Origin of the sequence: Catenuloplanes indicus, assembly GCF_030813715.1 — a bacterium.
Taxonomy (GTDB): Bacteria; Actinomycetota; Actinomycetes; order Mycobacteriales; family Micromonosporaceae; genus Catenuloplanes; species Catenuloplanes indicus.
In genome coordinates this window covers 2,013,740-2,037,188 of the sequence record NZ_JAUSUZ010000001.1, presented here as the reverse complement: position 1 = coordinate 2,037,188, position 23,449 = coordinate 2,013,740, and the positions used below count along the sequence as shown (strand labels likewise).

Annotated in this window: 7 protein-coding genes (1 of these 7 only partly in view); 4 read left to right on the top strand and 3 right to left on the bottom strand. The window is 72.1% G+C overall.

The window, feature by feature from the left end; translation table 11 throughout:
* Positions 1-17 precede the first annotated feature (17 nt).
* The gene (gene katG, locus J2S42_RS09295) at positions 18-2,309 is read left to right on the top strand and encodes a catalase/peroxidase HPI (RefSeq protein ID WP_370879155.1); all 2,292 of its coding nucleotides are present in this window, start codon (positions 18-20) and stop codon (positions 2,307-2,309) included.
* A gap of 68 nt (positions 2,310-2,377) precedes the next feature.
* Here katG and J2S42_RS09290 read toward each other — a convergent pair whose 3' ends face one another.
* On the bottom strand, positions 2,378-3,370 hold the full coding sequence (locus J2S42_RS09290; RefSeq protein ID WP_307237567.1) for an SMP-30/gluconolactonase/LRE family protein: 993 nt from the start codon (positions 3,368-3,370) through the stop codon (positions 2,378-2,380).
* 142 nt (positions 3,371-3,512) lie between these two features.
* Between J2S42_RS09290 and J2S42_RS09285 the strand changes: the two genes are divergently transcribed.
* On the top strand, positions 3,513-4,427 hold the full coding sequence (locus tag J2S42_RS09285) for a helix-turn-helix transcriptional regulator (RefSeq protein WP_307237564.1): 915 nt from the start codon (positions 3,513-3,515) through the stop codon (positions 4,425-4,427).
* 106 nt (positions 4,428-4,533) lie between these two features.
* Here the strand turns inward: J2S42_RS09285 and J2S42_RS09280 are convergent, their stop codons facing one another.
* Entirely contained in the window at positions 4,534-5,361 is an 828-nt protein-coding gene (locus tag J2S42_RS09280; protein ID WP_307237561.1) for a TIGR03621 family F420-dependent LLM class oxidoreductase, read from the bottom strand.
* A gap of 153 nt (positions 5,362-5,514) precedes the next feature.
* Positions 5,515-6,360 (bottom strand): helix-turn-helix transcriptional regulator, encoded by an 846-nt coding sequence (locus tag J2S42_RS09275; RefSeq protein ID WP_307237558.1) that lies wholly within the window; start codon positions 6,358-6,360, stop codon positions 5,515-5,517.
* 141 nt (positions 6,361-6,501) lie between these two features.
* Here J2S42_RS09275 and J2S42_RS09270 point away from each other — a divergent pair, with 141 nt between their 5' ends.
* Positions 6,502-7,029 carry a YbhB/YbcL family Raf kinase inhibitor-like protein gene (locus tag J2S42_RS09270; RefSeq protein ID WP_307237555.1) on the top strand — a complete coding sequence of 176 codons (528 nt, stop codon included), beginning with the start codon at positions 6,502-6,504 and terminating at the stop codon, positions 7,027-7,029.
* A 678-nt stretch (positions 7,030-7,707) separates the two neighbouring features.
* On the top strand, positions 7,708-23,449 hold the 5' portion of the coding sequence (locus J2S42_RS09265) for a hypothetical protein (protein WP_307237552.1). The gene runs 13,100 nt beyond the window's last position; the window shows 15,742 of its 28,842 coding nt (coding positions 1-15,742); the start codon lies at positions 7,708-7,710; the stop codon falls past the right edge of the window.

Here is a 23,449-nt window from a genome sequence, read left to right as displayed (position 1 = left end):
GTACCGCACCGACCACCATGGAGGAGACCATGTCCGCGCACCATGACGCCGGCCCGCACCCGTCCGTCCCGTCGCAGGCGCATGCGCCGATCGACCACGACGCCACGACCGGCGCCGCGTCCGCCTGCCCGGTCGCGCACGGCCGGGCGCCGCACCCGGCCCGCGGAACCACCAACGACGCCTGGTGGCCGAACCGGCTGAACCTGCGGATCCTGGCGAAGAACCCCGCGGTCGCCAGCCCGCTCGGCGCCGAGTTCGACTACGCCGCCGCGTTCCGGACGCTCGACCTGCCGACCGTGAAACGGGACATCGCCGCGGTGCTGACGACGTCACAACCGTGGTGGCCGGCCGACTACGGTCACTACGGCCCGTTCATCGTCCGGATGGCCTGGCACAGCGCGGGCACGTACCGGATCAGTGACGGCCGCGGCGGGGCCGGTGCCGGCCAGCAGCGGTTCGCGCCGCTCAACAGCTGGCCGGACAACGCGAACCTGGACAAGGCACGCCGGCTGCTCTGGCCGGTGAAGAAGAAGTACGGCCGGGCCCTGTCCTGGGCCGACCTGATGATCCTGGCCGGCAACGTGGCGCTGGAGAGCATGGGACTGCGCACCTTCGGGTACGGCGGCGGCCGCCCCGACGTGTGGGAGCCGGACGAGGACGTCTACTGGGGCCCGGAGACCACCTGGCTCGGCGACGAGCGGTACCGCGGCGACCGGGAACTGCAGGAGCCGTTGGCCGCCGTGCAGATGGGTCTGATCTACGTCAACCCGGAGGGCCCGAACGGCGTGCCGGACCCGCTCGTGGCGGCCCGCGACATCCGCGAGACCTTCAGCCGGATGGCCATGAACGACGAGGAGACGGTCGCGTTGATCGCCGGGGGCCACACGTTCGGCAAGACGCACGGCGCCGGACCGGCCGAGCACGTCGGCGCGGAGCCCGAGGCCGCTCCCCTCGAGGAGCAGGGTCTCGGCTGGCGGAACAGCTTCGGTACCGGCCGGGGCGCCGACACCATCACCAGCGGGCTCGAGGGCGCCTGGACCGCCACGCCGACCACCTGGGACAACAGCTTCTTCGACCTCCTCCTCGGGTACGAGTGGGAGCTCTCCCGCAGTCCGGCCGGCGCACACCAGTGGAAGCCGGCGAACGGTGGTGGCGCGGGCACCGTGCCGGACGCCCACGACCCGGCGGTGCGGCACGCCCCCACCATGCTGACCACGGATCTCGCGCTGCGATCCGACCCGGTCTACGAGCCGATCGCACGGCGGTTCCGCGAGGACCCCGCCGCGTTCGAGGACGCGTTCGCCCGGGCCTGGTTCAAGCTCACCCACCGCGACATGGGCCCGGTCGTGCGCTACCTCGGACCGGAGGTGCCGGCCGAGACCCTGCCGTGGCAGGATCCGGTCCCGGCCGTCGACCACGAGCTGGCCGACGCGGCCGACGTCGCCGCCCTCAAGAGCCGGGTGCTCGCCTCCGGCCTCCCGGTCGCGCGGCTGGTGGCCGCAGCGTGGGCCTCGGCGTCGACGTTCCGCGGCGGCGACAAGCGCGGCGGCGCCAACGGCGCCCGGATCCGCCTGGAGCCGCAGCGCTCCTGGGAGGTCAACGACCCGGCCGGCCTGGCCGGTGTGCTGCGCGTCCTGGAGGAGATCCGTGCCGGCTTCAACGGCGCGCGGCCGGGCGGCCGGCGAATCTCGCTGGCGGACCTGATCGTGCTGGCCGGGTCCGCCGCGGTCGAGCGCGCCGCGGCGGACGCCGGCGTACCGGTGGAGGTCCCGTTCACGCCGGGCCGGACGGACGCGACGCAGGAGCAGACCGATGTGGCGTCGTTCGCCCCGCTGGAGCCGGTCGCGGACGGCTTCCGCAACTTTCTCGGCAAGGGCCTCCCGCTCCCGGCGGAGTTCCTGCTGGTCGACCGCGCGAATCTGCTCACCCTCAGCGCGCCGGAGATGACCGTGCTGGTCGGCGGCCTGCGGGTACTCGGCGCCAACCACCGGCAGTCCCCGGCCGGTGTGCTGACCCACCGGCCCGGCGTGCTCAGCAACGACTTCTTCGCGAACCTGCTCGACCCGGGCACCGTCTGGACACCGACCTCGCCGGACGCGACGGGCTTCGAAGGCCGCGACGTGGTCACCGGCGCGCCGCTCTGGACCGCCAGCCGCGTGGACCTGATCTTCGGCTCCCACTCGGAGTTGCGCGCGCTCGCCGAGGTCTACGCCGCGGACGACGCGCTGGGCGCGTTCGTGCGGGACTTCGTCGCAGCCTGGGTCAAGGTCATGAACCTGGACCGGTACGACCTGACCCGATCCCGCTGACGGCCGGCCCGCCGGGTGGTCCTGGACATCACCCGGACCACCCGGCGGGCCGGCCCCGCCACCGTTGCTCACCGGAGCCCTGCGGTGGTGCAGAGACTCACGCGTACGACGGTGAACGGCAGGGCCGGCTCGGCCTTCTGGAACTGGAAGTTGACCACGAGGAGGTCGTCGCCGTCGAACGCCGCCGTCGACGGGAAGTCCATGCCGCGGCCGTTGATCCGGCGCTGCACCTGTGCCCGCGAGTAGTCCTTGCTCAACCGCAGGACACTGATCTCGCCCTCGGGGTGGAAGACACTGGTGACGCTGTACAGCGTGCCGTCGCGCAGCAGCAGCCCGTCGGCGCCGATGTCGGTCACTCCGCCGAGGTCGATCGGATCGACGGCCCCGGTGCGGGTGCTGATCCGGTAGAACGCCTGCGAGTTGGTGTCGGCCATGAGCACGAATCGCCCGTCCGGGGTCACGACGAGTCCGTTGCCGTTGATGCCCTCCTCGTTGACGCCCGTGTCGTACCGGACCGGCGTACCGGCGAAGTCCACATGGGTTCTGAGCGGCTGATCGATCTCCCGCTTCGCCAGCTGGGCCGCGGTGATCCGGTAGAGGACCGGGCGGAACGAGTCAGTGACGTAGGCATCCCCGTTCGGCGCGACGGCCACGTCGTTGACCAGACCGTCGCGCGCGCCGGAGTCGAAGACGTGCAGCAGTTGCCGGTCTCGGGTGCGGTAGACGAAGACCTTGCCGGTGGTACCGCCCGCCACCACCAGCCGGCCTTGCGTGATCTTCATGCCGACCGCGCTGGTACGGCCGTCCTGCCCGCCCGGCAGGAAGACCTCCAGGCGCGGCTGGTCGATCCGGCCCCGCCAGATCGTTCCGTCGGTCATGCCGCCGACGTAGAAGTACGGCGTGCCGGGTTCGCGGACGATGCCCTCCGGGTAGGCCCGGTCGCCGGGGACCACGTAGCGGCCTACGGGCCTGCGGTAGTGAGCGCCGGCCGGTACGGACGGCGAGAGGACCAGCGCGGCGACGATGCCGCCGGCCAGCCAACGGGCACGAGTGGTGAACATGGGTCGCGCTCCAAACCGATGATCGAGCGTACGGGGGGACGAAAGCCATACAAGTGCCTTGTTCCGGACGGCGGCAGGGCCGGTTCATCGGGGGGAGAATCTCGACCCCCTTCCAGCCGGATGGCGTTCCTAGACTGACGACGTGAGCGACCACCGCCTGTCCCCGTCCGGTAATCGCGCTGACGTGCGTGAGTTCCTCGTCAGCCGGCGCGCGCGGATCAGCCCGGACCAGGTCGCGCTTCCGGTCAGCGGACAGCGACGCGTGCCGGGGCTTCGGCGGGAGGAGGTCGCCATGCTCGCCGGGGTCAGCGTCGACTGGTACACCCGCCTGGAGAAGGGCCACATCCGCGGTGTCTCCCAGACCGTGCTCGACGCCGTGGCCCGCGTCCTGCAACTCGACGACGAGGAACGGTCCTACCTGTTCGACCTGGCCCACGCGGCCCGGCCGGCGAACCGCACCGTGGCCGCGGCGTCACCTCTGCCGTCGACCGTGCAATGGCTGCTGGACAGCATGACGTTGTCCGCCGCGCTGGTCACCGACGAGCGCCATGACGTCCTGGCGGCGAACTCGCTGGCCCGCGCGCTCTACGCACCGATGTTCAGCAGCGCCACCACGCGTGAGAGCGGCCGTCCGAACCTCGTGCGCTACCACTTCCTCGATCCCGGTGCTCGTGACTTCTACGGCAACTGGAACCTCACGGGTGACATGCTCGTGGCCTCGCTGCGCACGGAGGCCGGACGCAGCCCGCACGACATCGAAACGCGGGAGCTGGTCGGTGAGCTGACCACCGCCAGCGCCGGCTTCCGGGCCCGGTGGAACACGCACAACATTCTCCTCCACGCCCGCGGCACCAAGATCTTCCGGCATCCGGAGGCCGGGCGCCTGAGCGTGAGCTACCACTCGCTCGGCCTGCCGGTCTCCGTCGGCCTGGCCCGGCAGATGTGCGTCTGCACCGCCGAACCGGGCTCGGCCGACGAGGACAAGCTGACCCTGCTCGCCAGCCTGGCGGCACCGCACCCGCCGCGGGCCGGTGCCCCGGCCGATCAGCGTCGGTGAGACGCGAGCGCCGCCGGACCGGTCGGCCTGCCGTGGCGGGACGATCTGTCACCCGCCGGGGTCTCTGCCAGGAGGCCGGCAGCTCACTCGGTGACCGGTACCGCCACTACCGGAGCGCCGCGAGCAGCTTCTCGAGACTGTGCCAGTTCACCGTGGGCTGTACGAGAAAGGTGAAGTAGCTGAAGCCGAGTTCCTCGTGAAGCGACCGCACCTGATCGGCAGCGGCGTCGATCGGGCCCACCAGGTGCGTCGGCGTCGCGTACAACTCCTCGTCCGGCAGGTGCGGCGCGACAGCGCGTAGCACGGACAGATCATCGGGGTCGTCAAGACCGATCTGTACGAAGGTGTACGCCAGTTCGACGTCCTTGGCGCGTGCACCGGCCTGCTCCCGGACGAAGCCGGCACGTTCTGCGAGCTGGTCGCGTCCGCCCACGTACGAGATGTCCACGATGTCAGCGTGCTGGGCGGCCGCCGTCAGCAGGCGGTCCCCGCTGCCGCCGATCAGGATCGGCGGCGGAGTTTGCACCGGTGCGGGGACGTAGCCGGGGTCGGACAGGCAGCGGCGGATCTCGTCGACGTGCTCGACGAGGTGGTCGATGCGAGCGCCCACTGCCGGGAACGGCAGACCGGCGGCCCGGATCTCGGCTCCGCTGTAGCCGGCGCCCAGACCGATGATGAGCCGCCCGTCAGTGGCCGAGTCGACGGCGGCGAGGTCGCGTGCGAGCAGTGCGGGCCGATAGAACGACGTGTTGAGGACATGGGTCGAGACCCGGAGCGTCGGCGCGGCCTCGGCCATCGCGACCAGCGAGGGCAGCGGGGCGGCCATGCCGAGGTGGTCGGGTGTGACGACGACGTCGAACCCGATCTGCTCGGCGCGGCGGGCGTTCTTCCGCAACTCGGGGATCGAGCCGCTCACGTTCACACTGAAGCGCATGGGGTGCGTCACGGAAGGCCTTTGACGGTGCAAATGTTTGATCATCGATACAGTCGGAAGCGCATTGTTTGTGCGGAGTGTTCCGGTTTCGAGGCCGCCCCGCGTACCGGGCAGGCGTAGCGCTCGGACGGGGACCGGCCGTCAGCCGCCGCGTCAGGGCACGGCGCGCAGCCCGCTCTGCGCGAAGACGATGGCCCGCAACGCGTTCTCCGCCTGCGCGTCGGCCGGGGTGATGACCGAGAGACGCTGTTCGGAGCCGTCCTGCACGGCCAGCACGTCATAACGTACGTGCACGACCCCGCCGGTCGGGTGCAGGATGCGTTTGGTGCCGTTCGTGCGTTCCTGCACGGTCTGGTCGTCCCACCAGGCGGCGAAGTCGCCGCTCTGCCGGCGCAGCTCGGTGACCAGCTCCAGCAGACGCGGGTCGCCGGGGTGCCGCGCCAGGTTGGCGCGCAGGTTGCCGACGTGCTCGCGGGCGATCCGGGACCAGTCCAGCTGAAACTCCCGGGCGCCCGGGTCGAGGAAAAGCGGCAACGTCGCGTTCTTCCCGACGCCGAAGCCGGGGCCGAAGAAGGCCGCCGCGGCGGCGTTGTGAGCCAGGATGTCGAAGCGGAGGTCGACGATCCAGGCGGGGGTCATCGGCATGCTGTGCAGCATCGTGCGCAACGACTCGCTCGCCGGGGCGGGCACGTGCCGGCCCGGCGGGGCCTCGCCGCGGGCGATCAGGTGCAGGTGATGCCGCTCGGTCTCGGACAGCTTCAGGGCCTGCGCCACCGCGTCCAGCACGGCGGCGCCCGGCACGCCGACCCGGCCCTGCTCGAGCCGGATGTACCAGTCGATGCTCACCGCGGCGAGCTCCGCGACCTCCTGACGCCGCAAACCCGGCGTGCGACGCCGGCCGAACTCGCGCAGTCCCACGTCGGCGGGCCGTACGCGCGAGCGCATGGCCCGCAGGAAGGCGGACAGTTCAGGCCGGCTGGCGGAGCGGGGCGAGGGCACGCCTTTCAGTCTGCGCGATCGGTGCGCCTGCACGGGGGTACTCCGAGTACCAGTTTGCCGAGGACCTCCCTGCCCGGCGCCGCGGGTCGCAGGCTTACCGGTGTTCGCAAGGCACACCACTTCCCTCGGGAGAGCCACACCATGAACCCGTTCGACCGTCTTCCCCCGGTGCCGGCCTTCGACGTCACCAGCGCCGTGGCCGTCGACGGCAAGCCCCTGCCCCTGGCCCAGCGGTCCGGCGCCTTCGGCGTCCCCGGCGGCCAGGACGTCTCGCCCGACCTGACCTGGTCCGGCGCACCGGCGGGCACCAGGAGCTACGCGGTGACCGTCTTCGACGCCGACGCACCGACGATGTCGGGCTTCTGGCACTGGGCCGTCTTCGACATCCCCGCCGCCGTGACCGCGCTGCCCGCCGGGGCCGGCTCCGGCGACGGGCTGCCGCAGGGCGCGGTCCAGCTGCCCAACGACGCCCGGCTGCCGCAGTACATCGGCGCCGCCCCGCCCGCCGGGGACGGCGAGCACCGCTACTTCATCACCGTGCACGCCCTGGACGTCGAGGACCTCGGCGTGCCCGCCGAGAGCACCCCGGCCTACTTGAGCTTCACCATGGGCGGGCACACCCTGGCCCGCGCCACCGTCGTCGCCACCGCCGAGACCCCGGCCGCCTGACGCACTGCCGGTGCCGGGTAGGAGGCACCGGCGTACGCGGTGTCGTGGGTGTGGGCCGGTGCTGACCGGCTCAGCCTGCGGTGCCGGGACCGCCGGATGTGCGGTCGTCCCCCCTGCGGCAGCGCGTCGGGCGCGGCGTTACAGTCACCGTGCCCGACGCGTCGGGCCGGACCGCGGTCGCGTCTCGGTCGCAGGTCGCACGGGGGAGCGCGAACGCGCTCCGCCACCGGCGCCGGACCGGCTGCCGGTGGGCGACGTGGGTAAGGGCGCCGGCGAGGACCGGAGCACGAAGCCGGCGGCGGCCGGCAGCGGGCCGGCGAGGACGGTCACGCCGGTCGGCCGGGGCGCCGGGCGGTCTTCGAAGCGGCCATCGACCTGGTGCGGCTGCCGCGGACGCGATCGCCGAGGACCCGGCGAAGGTCGGTCGAGCGCGATCGATCATGAGGAGGCCGGGTTGTTTTGCCGCACCGGCATTGAACGGAGGACTACCTGCCGGGCAAGGGCAGCCGCACCGATTACGTCCGGGTGCCGCAGGGCTGGGCGCAGCAGCTGGAGGGGCACCGCGACGTGCTCGGTCAGGCCGCGCTTGACGTCACCACATGTCCCTGATCAGAAAATGAACCCGGCGGACGGCTGTGACGTCAGCTGTATACCGGTCGTCCGCCTAGGAGTCATCCATTGACCATCGCGCCCCTGTTCGACATCGTCTGCCGCGACGGCATGCTCATGCCTCTGCCCGGGGCGCGGGTCTACTACCACCCCGGTAACACACCTGCAAGCCTTGACCTGGCGGCGTACCTGCGGGCGTGGGATGCACCTGTACCGAACGGCCGGAGCGCGGTCGTGGTGCCGCGGGCCGCGCTGGACAGCACGACCACGCGGCAGGCGCTGGGCCGCACGCTGGGCCTGCTGGACCGGCCGGATGAGCTGGCGTTCGTGCCGGTGCCCGGCGACCGGATCGACCCGGTGCACTGGCACGACCTGGCCGGCCTGTCCGGCATCGAGGCGGTCCTGCCGGAGTCGCCCGAGACGGGGCATCCGTGGACCGATCCGCGAAGCCGCGCGGCCACCGTCACCGAGCTGGATGCGCTGTTCCGGGAGGTGCTGTCGGACGGCGCCCGCCGGGCGGAGAGCACCGGTGACCGCACGCTCGCCGAGTGCCTCGCCCTGGTCCGTGACCTGACCGGCCGCCTGTTCCCGGACAGCGTGTTCGCTCACCGGGTACGGGTGCCGCGTACCCGTGAGGAAGGGGCTCTGGGCTCGGCGGCGGAACGCTGGCTCGGCGACCGGGAGGACTTCACCCGGATCGGCGGCTGGCAGGACCTGCACGACCGGCTGTCCGCGGCCGGCCCGAAGTCCGCCGCGGTGGTGCTGGTCGACCGGCCGCACACCGCGTTCGGCCACGTCTATCTGGCCTACCACACCCTGGGTGGACAGATCGCCTGGACCAACCTGGTCGATCCGGACGGGACGGTCCGGACCGGAGCCGCGCCGTTCGGGCACGACCCGGCAACGTACGCGCGAGCTGTCGTGATCGACCCGAACGGCGTGGTGCTGCGCCCGGCAGGCGTGCCGCCGGAGTCCGCATCGATGGTGGCCGCGCTGTTGGACAGGCCGGTCAGCCGCGGCTACCGGGGCGGCGTCCAGCAGACCAGGCCGGCGGCCGGCCGCGACCCACGCGTCTCGCCCGAGCTCCTGGTCGGCCTGCAACCGGTCGGCGCTCCGCAGGACTCCCGGGACCGGGCCATCGCCGCCGGTGCGGCCGTTGCCGTCGCCGCCGGTGCGCCGGATGCGGGTGGCATGCTGGACGTGCACCTGCACCTCGTGCACCAGGACGGCTCGGTAGAGCAGTTCGGGCGGATCGACGCCCCTGACGTCTTCGTCGGGGTCTCGATGGTGCGGACGGAGACGGGCACGGCGAACCGGTATCAGCCGTTGACCCCGGCGGGCCGGCCGCCTACCACCGGCATCCGGGCCGGCCGGCTGGATGCCGCCGGTGCGGAGACCCTGGTGACGCGCCCGATCGCGGTCGCACCCGGTACGGACGGCCGGGACTTGCTGGCCGATGCCGTGATCGAGCGGCTCGAAGCACTGCTGAGCCCGGCCGAAGTGGCGTGGCCGGGCTGGCGGCCCGCGGGCCACGCGGCCGGCGATGCGCTCACCGCCTGGCTCGCCACGGACGAACTGGCCGGGTTCGCGGGGACGCTGCTCGACGGCGGACTGCGGCTGCTGCCCGACGGAGGTGCCGGAACGGGGGTACCCGAAGCCCTGCGTGGCGCCTCGATCGTGCTGTCGGCCCGGCGTGTCGGTACCTACCGGCCCGAATCGGTCACCGCGCGCAACGTCAGCTACGGCGGCCGGCTCGAGCTCGGCGTGCGGATCGAGGGCCTTGGCGAGCCGGTGGAGATCGGCCCGCTCGGTGTGTGGGAGCAGGTGACGGTCCAGAACCCGCCCACGCTGCTGACCGGCCCGGAACCGCCGGCTTTCCCGGTCGACGACACCGTCGTGCTCGACCCGGAGGTGTGGGCGGGCGGACAGGCTGTCGTCGGGGCCGTCGCGCCACAGACGCTGGCTCTGATGAATGTGCGGCAGCGTCAGGAAGCCCAGCGCTTCTTGACCGAACGACTGTCCGGTATGGATTCAGGTGCCGGTTCGGTGTTCCGGCTGCGCGTCGGGTCTGCGTTCGTCATGGTCCGGATCGGTGGGCAGTATCGGGCGGTGGTCCGTGGTGACCTTGAGGTCACGCTGACCGACGGTACGGTGATGAAGACGGACGGCGCGGTCGAGGTGCTGCTCGACGTGGCCACGGCGGTGCGTGTGCTCGTCCCGCTCCGGTCCGTCCCGACCGCCCCGCCCGGCTACGACCACCGCGAGTCCGCGCCCGCACCGGACGGCGTCGACCCGGGTCGCTGGCAGCGGTTGCGGGACGATGCGGAGATCGCGCTTACCCCGGCCCGGCTGTCCGCGTTGCAGCATCAGCCCGGAGCCGAAGATTTGAGTGCGGCGGCTCTGGTCGACTGGATCCAGGTCATCGACCGGGTGCCGGACGACGTCGCGGTCGCCGCGGGCCGGATCGGGTTGGCCGTGTCCGGTCCGCTCCTGCGGATCGCCTTTGACCTGAAGCTCGATCCCGGCTTACTCGTGGTCTTCGGCCCGCACCTGCGGGCGCTCGCTGTCTCGGGCACGTTGCGGGCGGCCGATCTGCTGGAGCGTCTGCGACCGTCCGGCGTGCGGACCTATTCGGACATCGCCTGGCTGGCCGAGGTGGCCGGCCGGCTGCGCCTGACCGAGACGGATCTGGCGGCGCTGCTGACGTTCACCGCCGAGCAGGTGGCACCGGAGCTGTTGGCCACGCTGCGTGACGCCGACCTGAGGGCCGCGATGGACGCCGCGCGGCTGCGGGTGCGCATGTCGTCCAGCGCGGATCTCGGCGCGTCGGAGCTGGGGTTGCGGAGCGCGGCGGAGGTGACCGCGCTCGCCAACGGCCTGGGTGTGGCTCCGGCATACCTGGCCGGCGTCGCGGCATGGGTGCGGCTTGCCGTCGGGGAACTCGGCAGCCCGTACGAGGGCGCCGAGGCGGACGAGTACGAGGAACGGATCGGTCAGGAACATCGGTGGCGCCGGTACGTGGCCGGCGTTCCTGGACCGTGGCAGGCATGGCCCGAGCCCGCCGAAGGGGCCACGGAGACGGAGGCCGAGCAGATGCGCGCCGCGGCGCAGCTGCTCAGCGACGAGCTGGCCGCACAGTATCGGCGCTGGTCCACGAGGATCGTGGACCGGCTCGTCACGATAATGCGCAGGGCCGGTGTCCTCGCTCCGGCGTTGGCCGGCCCGGACGCTGCCGAGCAGTCGCGACGGGACGTGGGAGCCGCCCGCCGCATCGTGCGGCTGGCCGGGCGGCTCGGCGTCGAGCCGGGCGCGCTGGCCGGGCTGCTGCCGTCCCGGCACGCCGAACTGCTGCTGCACGAGTTCTTCGGCGACGTCGCGCTGATGATGACCGCTGACCACACGCGGAAGCTGGCCGGCTTTTCCCCGCCGGCGCCGTCGGACCGCGTGATCAGCGCCGCGGACCGCGCATGGTGGCTGGCCGAGCTGGGGGTCGACGAGGCGACGTTCGACCGGCTGCTGGACACGCCATGGGGTGACCCGTTCGCGATCCGGAGTACCGCGATCCGGGCCGGGCTGCACCGGTCCGACCTTCGGACGCTGACCGAGCTGTCGCTGCGGATCGGCTGCGTGCCGGTCCACCTGCCCTGGGCGGCCCTGTTGCGGGGACTCGACCCGGCGAAGATGCTCCGGGTGGCGACGCGGATCAGGGGCGGGGTGGACCCCGTTCACCTGTTGCCGTTCGCCGCCCTGCTCGGCGACGTGCAGGGCGATCCGGACGCGCTGGCCGCGGCGCTGACCGAGACGGCGACGCGCATCTCGCTCGTGCTCGACGACCGGATGCGGCTGCCCTGGACGTTCCGGCAGGTGTTCCGGTGGATGCACGGCCATGGTGGCGCCTGGATCGACACCGCGCACATGACCGAGCTGCTGAACCGGATACCGCGCCTGTCCGAGAACCGGTACGCAGAACTTCTCGACGGCCTGGATCAGCAGGCGGACCGCCTGGAACTGGCCCTCGGGTCAGCAGCCGCGCAGTCGTCGTCCGGACCGGACCTGAGGATGCTCAAAGAGCTGTCGGACTGGTCGAAAGAGGTATTCCGCCTCGGTTTCGTGGCAGAGCTGTATCCGCTGAGCCGGCCGTCAAGCAACCCTCCCCTGCTCTACGACTCGATCGGCGAGTGGAGAAACCGGAACCTGCTGGTGAGGCGTAGTTACCGGATTCTGGGGGCGTTGGACGAGGCCCATCCGCAGCCGCAGGAGTCCCGGGAGAGGGTGGATGCCGCTGGGGAACGGCATCTGGAGGCCGGCTTGGCGCTCCAGTTGCCATCGGCGCCGGAAAATGCCCTCGGTGCTCATGCCGGCTGGGCGCAGCAGGCCACCCTGACCCGCGCCACAGTGGACTACGTTCGAGAGGTCTTCCGGTACGCCAACGAGTACCTGCGCTCGGATCGGGTTCCGCTGCCGGTACGCGGCCTGTACCGGGAGGCCGCGGATCGGCTCGCCGACTTCGCCGCGGGATACGGGGCGGCGATGGCCGAGCATCCGACGAACCGCACGCCGGATCGCCTATCGGACAGCGACATTCTGACCGCTCTCGGCGACGCGCCCCCGGCCTTCGGCCGAGCCGCACTCAGCCCCGCGGGTATCGCGGGGCTCGCCGACTCCTGGCTCGCCGGCTCCTGGGCCGGCCGGCTCCCCGCGGTTTCGGCCGATGACCTCCGGGCGGACTTCCGCGAACGCCCCTGGCTCAGCCCTCGCCTGCTGGCCGCGTTGCTCGACGAGAACGATCAGCCGGTCCCGTACCTGCGTGCCCTCGCGATCGCGATTCACCGCGTCCCCACCGAGCTGCCCGCCCTTGGCGCAGCATCCGGCATGCCGATCGGCCTGATCGCCGGGTTGGCGAATCGTTGGTCCGTCGATCCGTCACTCGTCTCGACCGTGTTCCGTTTCGCATCGCACGAGAACGTGCCGACGGCGGACCGGCTGGCGCAAGAGGTCGGGGATGCGGCTGCGGCGGCCGGCACCGACGTGACCACCTACCTGGAAGGCCTCGCACTGGCCGGATTCCGCTGGCGGCACCGGGACGCAGCACCGGCGTGGCATGCAGACGAGGTCCAGGCCCTGTGGATGGGTATCGATCCGGACTCCCTCCCCGACAACATGCCGGTGTCGTGGGCGGAAGACTGGCGGCGGGCGCTGCACGAGCTGGCGGACCAGTTCGAGCTGGACCTCCATCGGATCGCCGACCTTGCCGCCCGCCTGCGAGTGCCCGCCATCTGGGTGCTGTCCTACGCGGTGCGCATCGGCGACGTCCCGTCCGGTCTGCGGGAGGACGCCGAGCGGCTCGGTGTGCGCGCTGACCTGCTCTTCGCGTTCGCCGCGAGGCTGTCCGTCGATACCGCCGTCCTGACCCGGGACGATCGTTTCCTTGCTGCGCTCGCCCCTCAGGCCGGCGACGGACTTTCCCGTTTCGGTTCGGTCGATCGCGTCATCGCCAGTCTGCCGGACGGCGCCGCGGAGACGATCCGACGGCGACCGAGGCCGGGCCGGGCGACGACGGGGCCGTTCGATCCGATGTCACTGCCGGTGGTGACCGAATCGTTGATGACGATCGCCATCAAATCCGGCGCCGTCCCCGCGGCGTTGACGCAGTACTTCGCGGCGACCAGGATTCCACCCCGATTGCTGCTGTCCGCCGCGGCCGCCCACAACACGCGGATGAGCAGCATCATCCTGGCTGATCGGTACATGCCGTTCGCCGAGAAGGGACACGATGACCTCGCCCGCCGGCTGTCTGACGGGTACCCGGATTGGGTTCGCAGGCTGGCCGAGCACGCGCACGTGGCTGAACGGGAGCTGCGTTCGGCGAACGAGGCGCTTCACAAGCATGGCAACCGCAGTGATCTGGGGAAGCTGCTCGCGATGGAGCCGCGGGCGGCCCGGGAGCTGATGCTCCGGGTGCGCCTGGCGAGCGGGAGCCTCGCCGGCGACGCGCTGACCGCGCTGGCGAGGAGTCACCCGGACGACGCGTCGGACATGCTGCGCACCGCGCTCGGCGGCGAGTCTCGCACCCATGGGATTGTGCCGCTGGCCGCCGCGGTGCCGATACCGGCCGATGCGCAGTTGCTGATGCAGGCGCTCGATGACGCCGACGAGGTGGACGTGCTGTTCGATGCCGAGGCGCCGACAGCGGAACGGGCCGGGGGATACGCCACGATCCCACTGGCCGCGCTCACCCACGGCTGGGAATCGCTCGACCGGATCGTGCGGGGACTGCACGAGAACGACGCGGTTCCCCGGCCCTATGCCGCCGCGATCGAGATGAAGACCCGATTCGGCCAGGACCAGCAGGCGTACTTCAGGCTTGCCCAGATCTTCTACGCCACCCTGCCGGTGCTGCGCCGGATGGGCCTGCTCGCTCCGTCCGGCCCGTCCCTGACCTGGCCCGGAACGGGCTGGATCACCCCCGAGGAGTTCTTCCGCTTTCACCGGGACACGGGACGGGTCCTGCAGCTGGACCGGAAAGCCGGCGTGGCGCTGCTGCACCTGGACGCGGTGACCGTGGCCCAGATGCAGGTGGCTGTCACGATCCTCGATGTCTTCCTGACGGTGGCACGGACCCCCGACCGGATCCCGGATCTCGGCCGGTGGGCGCTCCTGGAGGCACATGCCGACCCGGACGAGCCGGCCCCGCTGCGGCGCCGGAACGACGAGGACATCCGGTGGATCCTGCCGTTGATCTCCGATCCGGTGGCGCGCTGGCAGGTAGCAGCCCTCTTCCACGTCGTTGATCAGCCGTCGCAACGAATGATCGACGGCCGGCCGGCCGAGGCCACCGAGGTTCGGCCGCCGGCCGGGATGGGGCCGGTCCTCGACCGGACCCCGCCGCCGTCCTATGCGTGGCCGCGCGCCGAGCTCGGTGCGCCGGCCGGCTCGACGCCGCAGCAGCTCGTCGAGTGGCTGTCGGCCCGGGTGCGGGCCGGCCTGCACCCGGTGCCGCACACCGATGACGGAAACGCCGGTCTCGCCCGGTCGCTCAGGCTGTCCATGAAGGTCACGTTCCCGGTCCGCCGGACGGCCAACTCGTGGACCGCGGTCTCGTCCGGATCCAGAGCCCATGAGGTCACCAAGCGGCTCACCGCGCTCGGTGCGACCGGCGCGCTGCGCCCGCGGGACGAGGCGTTGCGGCTGACGTCGGCCGATCTGAGCCGCTCGGCCCGGCCCTGGCGGGATCTCGGCGCGCTGCTGCACACCCTGAAACGGTTCGGCGCGCAGCCGGTCGACGGCTCGATGACCGTGCACGTCGGGGTCGCGAGCGAGCGGACCGAACCCGCCGTGCGGGCCCTGATGGAGATGCATCGAGACGTCATCGATCGCCTGCTGACCGACCCCGCCGATGGCTGGGTACGGTCGCGGGCCGGCCGCCTGGCGGCCCTGAGTCATCGCGGTCTCGGAATCTCCGGCCTCGACCCGGTTCTCGACCTGCCGGTGCTGCAGGTACAGATCAAGACGCTGCTGGGCCTGGTCGCAGCGGCTGAGCGTGACTTCACCGGAATTGCCGAGGCGACGGCCGTCCGGCACCCGTCCGAGGCCGGGCAGCCGCTCGACAACCGGTGGCGAGGGTATGCCTTTCCCGGCGACCGGGAGAACCGGCTCTTGAACATCTTGTTCAAGACCCCGGAGGATCGCTGGCAGGCGGGCGCGCTGTGGGTCCTCGCGCCGTGGCACCCCGGTGATGACCACGTGGGCCTGCCGTACGGCCTGTCCGTCGCCGAGGCGACGCTGCTGGGCCTGTCCCGATGGGGGCAGGAGCCCGCCGGCGTCCTGCGCTGGGAGCACCCGGCTTTCGCGATGACCGCGCTGCCCGCCGGAGTGTTCGGGTTGCCGGTCAGCGAGCTTCCGGCGCGCTTCCCGCGTGAGGTGGTGGAGCGGGCACGTGCCACCTACCTGCTGGCTTATCCGGGCGACGGCGAGCTGGCGGTCAGCCACCGGGCATCGGTGGCGCGGGCCGCGTGGGCCGACGTCACGGGAAGCAGGCGGCCGGCTGGCTGGTGGCAGGCGTGGTACTCGGAGCTGGGCATGTCCCCCGGGACCGGCGAGGAACGACATCTTCCGGTGGTACGGGCCCAGGACCGGGCCGTGGCCGGGTGGGTGTCTCGCCTGCTGGACGCGGATCCGGGTGCCGAGGTACTGCGTGACCTTGATCGGTGGCTGGCCGCGCACGGTGGTGACGAGGCCGCACGGCAGCAGCGGCGCGAGGTTCGCGAGCGGCTCAGACCGGCGGTGCAGCCCGCGGGCCCGCCTGCCGGCCTTCGTCCGATCCGGGTCGATACCAGGCTCGATCCGCTGCTGGTGTCCGTGTTCCGGTCCGGCCTCGCCCAGGGTGTTCTGCCCCCGGACGTGGGGCGTAGCGGCGCGAAGACGTTCGACGTGGTGAAGAGCTATGTGATCGAGGCTCTTCGAGGCAGTCCTGGCCGGTTCGAGCGGATGGCCGGTCGTACCCTCGGTGAGCTGCTCGCCGAGGCGCTGCCGGTGGGTGTGCTGACGGGCCTGGACCCGGGGTTCCGGCTGTCCGTCCCGGAACGGGCCGATGACGGTGGTGCGGCGCTGGAGCTCGCGCTGGCGAACGAGCGCCTGCGGCTGCGCAGTGAGGTCGCAGCCGCTTTCGACCGGGGTAATCCGGTGTTGATCGATCTGCTGCACCGGGTGCTCGGTGACGACGACGAGTTGCTCACCGACGGGCTGATCAGAGCGGTGAAGGAGCTGCTCGACGGTGAGCCCGCCAGGTTGCCCACCCGTACTGCGGTGCTGACCACATTGATCGACCACTACAGCCCGGACGGCAGCGTCGCCGTACCGGAGCTGCTGTGGACGGTGAGTCTGGCGCTGAACACTACCGTTGTGGTCGCCGAGGACGGCCTGCGGACGGCGTACGGGCCGGGCGGCGGATCGACGCTGCACGTCGAGCGTGACCCGGTGGACGGCTTCCGTATGCTGGCCGATCCGCGCCGGCTTCTGGCCGAGGCGGCCGCCGTCCCGGCGCTGTGGGACGGGACGGCCACGGACTGCGTCGATCGGGTCGAGCTGCTGCTCATCCTGTTGGACGTTCCGCTGTTGCACGTGGCCACGACGGACACGATCAGCCTCGACCTGCTGGGCGCGCGCCTGGGCGGACGGTTCCAGAAGCCGACCAGAGGGGCCGCGTTGATCGCTTTGCCGATCGGCACGGTGACTCCGGTGTGGATCGTCGAGCGCGCGCACATGGTGCTGGTCTATCGCCACGACGATGAGAACTTCACACTGATCGAGACGCAGGCGAACGGCGCTGACCGGGTGCAGCCGTTCACGCTCAGCAGGCGCGGTGACGGACTGCCGGCCGCGCTGGCCGGCACCGTCCGGCTCCTCGGCAACGAGGACGCGGCCGTGCTGGGCGTGGACTTCGTCGACAAGCGGATCATCGCCGGGCCCTCCGGCTCGGCCGCGCCGCCCGCGGACCGCACGGTGGAGGCGCTGCTCGACGGTGGCGGCCGGCCGGGCATGATGCGGCGGCCCGCGCCCATTCGACAGCAGGCCGCCGCCGATCTGACGCCCCGGCGCGGCCGAACGTCCACGGGCCGGCTCCCGGCCGCGCGGCTGGCCGGCCCCGGCGCGATGATGGTGACGGTGCGCCCGATCGCGATCGAACCGGGGCGGGACGGCCGCCACGCGGTGTCCGACGCGGTGACCGCGTGGCGCACGACGCTGCCGGATGCCGACGCGGCCTCCTGGGACGGCTGGCGCATCGAGGGCCGGGCCGGCGCCGGTGCCCCGATCGCCGAGCTGCTCAGCACGGACATGCTGCCCGGGTACGCGACCGCGCTCCTCGGACCCGGCCTGCGGATCGTGCCGGCCGGGGACGCGTCCCGGCCGGTGCCGCCGATGCTCCGCGATGCCTCCCTCACCGTGTTCGCCAGGCGCGAAGGCGAGTACCGGCCCGAGTCGGTCTCCGGCCGGCAGCTCCACTACGACGGACGACTCCAGCTCGTCGTGGGAGCGGCCGGCCTCGACGGCCTCGACAGGCCCGTGCGAATCGGGCCGGTTGCGCTGTGGGAACGGGCGATCGCGCCGGCCCCGTCCGCGATGCTCCCCGGCATACCCGCCCTGCCCGGGCGGCCGGGCCCCGCGCAGCCGATCGACGCCGAGATGTGGGCTGACGGCCGCGCACTCATCGGCGAGGTGACGACCGAAGCCCGGCAGTGGTTCGCCGGGCAGGGGATGCCGCATGCCCGGGAGTTCATCACGCGCGGGCTCACGGACAGCGCGCGGTCGGGGATCGGTCTCAGCGGCGTGGCACCGGTCGACATCGTCCGCCTCGGCGATCTGTCCCGGGTGGTGTTCCGCGGCGACCTCGTGATCCAGCGCCGGCCGGACGATGCCGTCACGGTGTACCGGAACGCGGTGGAGGTGCTGCTCGACCCGGACGTGGCGCGGCAGATGCCGGGCTGGTCGGTGCCCGACCGAGCGCCCGTCGTCGCGGACGAGGCCCGTCGGCGCCGGCTGCAGGCCGACGACGCGGTCGCGTTCACCCCGGATCGCCTGGAATCGCTCATCCGCCTGCTCGGCAGTGGCGTGGTCAGCCCGGAGCGACTCGTCCGCTGGATCGAGGTGATCCGCCGGGTTCCGGACGACGCGTCCGGCATCGCGGCCCGGGCCGGGCTCACCGTCGCCGAACCGCTGCTCCGGCTCGCGGCTGAACTCGTCGTCGATCCGCGGTGGCTGGTGGTCTTCGGGCCGCACCTGCGGGCACTCGCCTCCGCCGGTACGGTTCGGGCGACCGACCTGCTGGATCGCCTGCGCGACTTCGGTGTCCGTACCGTGCCGGACATCGTCTGGCTGGCCGAGGTGGCCGGTCGGCTGGACCTCGACGAGACGGATCTGCCGGCGCTGCTCACCTTCCCCGGTGAGCAGGTGGCGCCGGAGCTGCTGGCCATGCTGAGGGACGACGACCTCACCGCGGCGATGGCTACCGCGCGGATGCGGGTGGTCATGACGTCCAGCCCCGATCTCGGTGCTGAGCGGCTGGGACTGCGGGATCGGGGTGAGGTGATCGCACTCGCCGCCGAGTTGGGCGTACGGCCGGTGTACCTGGCCGGGATCTCGTCCCGTGTTCTGCTGGCGGCCACGAGGGTCCGCAGCGCAGAGTCGGGCACGGCACCGGACGTAATCCAGCGGATCGCGGACGAGGTCGCCGCGTCGCTGGTCGAGGACGGACTGGCCGTCCCGGCGTATTCCGAGGTCACCACCTCACCGGGCGAGGACGGATCGGGCGTCGCGGCGGGCTCCGATGATGCCCGCCGGACCAGGGTGCGCGCCGTGCGCGACGTGATGGGGCTGACCGGCCGGCTCGGCGTGTATCCCGGCGCGCTGGCCGCGCTCCTGCCTTCCCGGCACGCGGAGCTGCTGTTGCACGAGTTCTTCGCGGACGTCCCGCTGGCGGGGGTCCCCGGCTATCTGCGGAAGCTGACCGACTCGGCCCCGCCGCCCTACCGCCGCCCGGTCAGCGACGCGGAACGCGCCCGATGGAGCGACGAGCTGGGTGTGCCCGGCGGGACGATCGAGGAGCTGCTGCGCTTCCCGTGGGGCGATCCGGAGCGGGTGCTGGCGGTCGCGAACCGGGCAGGCCTGGACCGGGCCGGCCGGGCGATGCTGACCCGGCTGTCACTGCAGATCGGCACCATCCCGTTCGAACTGGGGTGGATGTCCGTCTGGCGGGGGGTCGAGCCGGAGGTGGTGCTGCTGGTTGCGGCCCGGATCGAGGGTGGAGTACACCCGGCCGGCCTGATGCCGTTCCAGGCGCTGCTGAACCGCTTCGTGGCGCCGGCCAGGAAGAACGAGAGCGCGAGCCTGCTGGCCGGGAAGATGACGGGAGTGATGCGATTCCACGCACCCGTCCTCGATGAACGGATGCAGCTGCCGTGGCTGTTCCGGCAGATGTTCCGGTGGATGCACGACCAGGGCAGCGGATGGATCGACACCGGGGTCTTACCCGCCCGGTTGCGAGACATTCCCAGACTGCCCGTCGAGCGGTACACGATTCTCGGATCCGATCTGAGGGACCGGGAGAGCCGTCTGAAGGCGGCCGTGCAGACCGCACTGGAGTCCCCGGGCGTGCCGGGGGAGCTTCGGGCCCTGCTCACCGAGATCGGCACCTGGTTCGCCCGCATCCGTGCCGACTTCGAGTCCGACCTCGGAACACTGGTCATCGCCACGGCCGGGAGGGGTCCGCTGGAGTACGACCGGAGCGACGAGATCGACCGCCAGCAGGGCCGGGTGCGCATCGAGGAGAGGGTGGCCCACCTGGCCCTGCTGGCCGCAGCGGAGGTGCCGGAGGCGGTTACCGAGCGACTGCGCACCGCGGGAGCGGAACGGCAGCGGGCGATCGGCACGTTCAGCACGGTCCACCGGGCGCCCGAAGCCACCCACAGCCGTCACACCTGGGCGCTCCAGACGGCGATGATCCAGTGGGACCTGGAGTTCACCGAGGCGCTTGCCGCGTACACCGGCGTGGTCCTCCGGTCGGTCTCCGCATCGCCTGAGGTGGAGGCGGTCGCGGACTCGCTGTCCGAGGCGGTGTCGACGTATCGGTCGGCGAAGGCGTTCCATCCGGTGAACCGGACCGTGGAGAAGCTCACCGACGGCGAGATAGGCCAGATGCTGGCAAGCGCCCCGCCGGGTCCCGGCCGGGATTCGCTCGCCGATCACGAGGTCGGCCTGATCGCGGACTCCTGGGTGGCCGATTCATGGTCGGCGGACCTGACGGACATCACGGTCGCGAACATCATGAGTGACGTGCAGGAGCGGCCGTGGCTGAACCCGACGTCCCTGTCGAGACTGTCCCGGCTGACCGGCCGGCCGGCCGGTGAGATGCGTGAGCTGGCGATCCGGCACCACCGGATCCCCGCCGACGAGCTGCCGAACATCGCCCGCACGATCCGGATCGACGGGGCAGCGCCGGGGAACGCCGAGCGTGCCGGCGTGCCGGCGGCCACGGTCGTCGAACTCGCGGTGCGGCTGACGGTCGACCCGCTGCTGATCAGGGTGCTCGACGTCGTTCCCGGAACGGGCAACACCGTGGACGTGGACGCGGTCGAGCGCATGGTCGGCGAAGCGGCCGGCGCCGCCGGTACCGACGTGGCGACGTACCTGGAGAGCCTCGCGGTGTCCGGGTACACCTGGAGCACCCGCGACCGAGCGCCACACTGGGATTCGGCGGAGGTGCTGTCCGCCTGGACTGGCGTCGCACGGACGACTCTGGCCGACGGGGGCCACTCCCCGAAGCTGCGCAAGGACTGGCGGAGCGTGCTCGACGAGCTGGCGACGCTACGCCAGCTGGACCGGCACGCCATGTCCGTGCTCGCCGCCCGCCTCGGGATCCCACCGTCGTGGGTTCTGTCGTTCAGCGTCCGGTTCGGTGTCCCCGCGGATCTGCCCGCGATAGCCGGTCGTCTGGGCGTGAGGCCCGACCTGCTGTTCGCCTTCGCCGCCGGCATTCCCGCCGACCCGGCCGTCCTGACGCCGGCCGACGGAACCGCCCTGCTCCGGCAGCCGGTCCCCGGGCCCCGGTTCGCCTCGGCGACCAGGGCGATCGAGGCTCTTTCCGAGGCACGTCTCGAAGCACTCCGCCGGCGCGTCTCGCCGGGCGGGCGGGTGGGCTGGGACAAGCCGGTTCCGGCCGGTGGAGCCGAGCCGGCGAGCCCGCGATCGCTGCCGCCGGTCACCGAGTCACTGTGGCGGATCGCCCTGGCCACCGGCAACGTACCGGTGCGCCTGCACGCCCTTTTCGAGTTCAGCAGGACCGATCCGCGGGATCTGATCCTGATCGCGGAGCAGCTGCGCAGGCCGGTCGGGGTGGTGGCCCTGGCCGAACGGTTCATGTCCACCGCCGACGTCGAATCGAGCGGTGACGCCCGAGCCCGGCTGCTCGCCGGATACCAGCCGTGGGCCGACCGGATACGGGCCCACGCGCACCTCACCGAGGACGAACTCGTCTGGGCCAACGAGGCGCTGCGCGCCCACCGGGATCAGGGCAACCTGAGGACGCTCGGCACGACGGAGCCGCGGGACGCCCGGCAACTCATGCTTCAGCTGCGTCTGGAGTTCGCCCGGCTCACCGGGAGCGCACTCGAGGCGTTGCTCCGTGACCACCCCGGCGAGGCGACGGAGATGATCCGGACCGCCGTCGGCGACCGGAGCTTCACCCACCGGATCGCGCCGCCGATGGCGTCCGGCCTGCCGCTGCCGGCCGGTACCGAAGTGATCCTGCCTCGCCCAGGACGGCGTGTGCGGGACCGGATCGCGGTGGAGGCACCGCGGGCTCTCTTCGACGTGGACCGCGTGGTGCTTCCGCTGGAGACGCTCCGCCATGGCTGGGCGTCGTTCAAGCGCATCATGCAGCCGATGGTCGACGAGACGACCAGAACCGTCCCCCGGGCCGCGATCCGGGTGCACACCCGCTTCGGCCGGGAAGACGGTGCGTACCTGCGGCTCGCCCAGCTCTTCTACGCCGGTCTGCCGGTGCTGCACCGGATGGGCCTGCTGGCAACGGCCGGCCCCGGCACGGGGTCCGTCCGGGCCGGCTGGACGGACTTCGCCGACTTCGCCGCGGACCACGCGAATCCGGGCCGGGGCATGCTGGTGGAGAACCCCGAACGGCGTAACGGCGCGGTGGTCTTCCACCTGGGCCCGGTGACCCGCGCTCAGCTGCAGGCCGCCGTCGCGGTCTTCGCCGCACTCGTCGAGGCGGCCCGGCGACCCGGCCGGGTCGAAGACCTCGATTCATGGGAGTTCCCGGAGGCCGGCTCGTATGCTGACGACTCGGTCGCGCTGCATCGCCGGCACGAGGACACCGGCCGGCGGCTGTTCGAGCTGATCACCGATCCGGCGGCGCGCCTGCAGGCGTTCACTGTCTTCCAGGTCGTCGGCTGGGCATCCGGTGAGCGGGCGCCGGCCGTCCGGCCGCCGGTCGGTATGGGGCCGGTCCTCGGACAGGGCACCGTGACCGGCACTGGATGGCAGCCACCGGTGCGGAACCGGCCCGCGGGTGGCACTGTCGAGCGCTGGCTCCGCGAACGCGTCGAGAGCGGCCTGCACCCGGTGCCGCACACCGGCGACGGGACGGCACGCCCGGACCGGGCACTGACCGTGTCGGCGGAGCTGACGTTCCCGGTTCGCCGGACGGCCAACCCGTGGACGGCGGTGCCGGCCGGGAAACGGGCCGGTCGCATTGTCGAGCTGGCCGGTGCGCCGTTCCCCGGTCTGCTGCACGAGTCCGGGGGACGCTGGTGGCTGACCGTGCAGGACCTGAACGGTCCGGAACGGTACTGGCAGAAGGTCGCCGCGGTACTGGACGCGCTGACGCACGCCGGTGCGGAGCCGGTGCGCGGCTCGCTGTCCGTCCGCGTCGGCCCGGTCGGCGAGCGGACCTTCGGCGCCCTACGGGAACTGATGACCCGCTACGAGGACGTCCTGCACCGGCTGACCACCGATCCCGCCGATGACCGGGTACGGTCGCGGGCCGGCCGTACCGTCGACCGGCGGCCGGACGGCGAGCTGGTGTTCGATGGCCTCGACCTGGCCCGTGACCTACCGGTGGTGCAGACACAGCTCAAGACGGTGCTCGGGCTGGTTCGGGCGGCCGAGCAGGGCTTCACCGGTGAACCGGCCGCCGCGCACGAGCCCGGCGGCGGCACGCCACTCGGCGACCGGTGGTGGACCTTCGCGCCGCCGGACGATCGGACGAAGCGGTTCCTGGACCTGTTGTTCCCGGATGCCG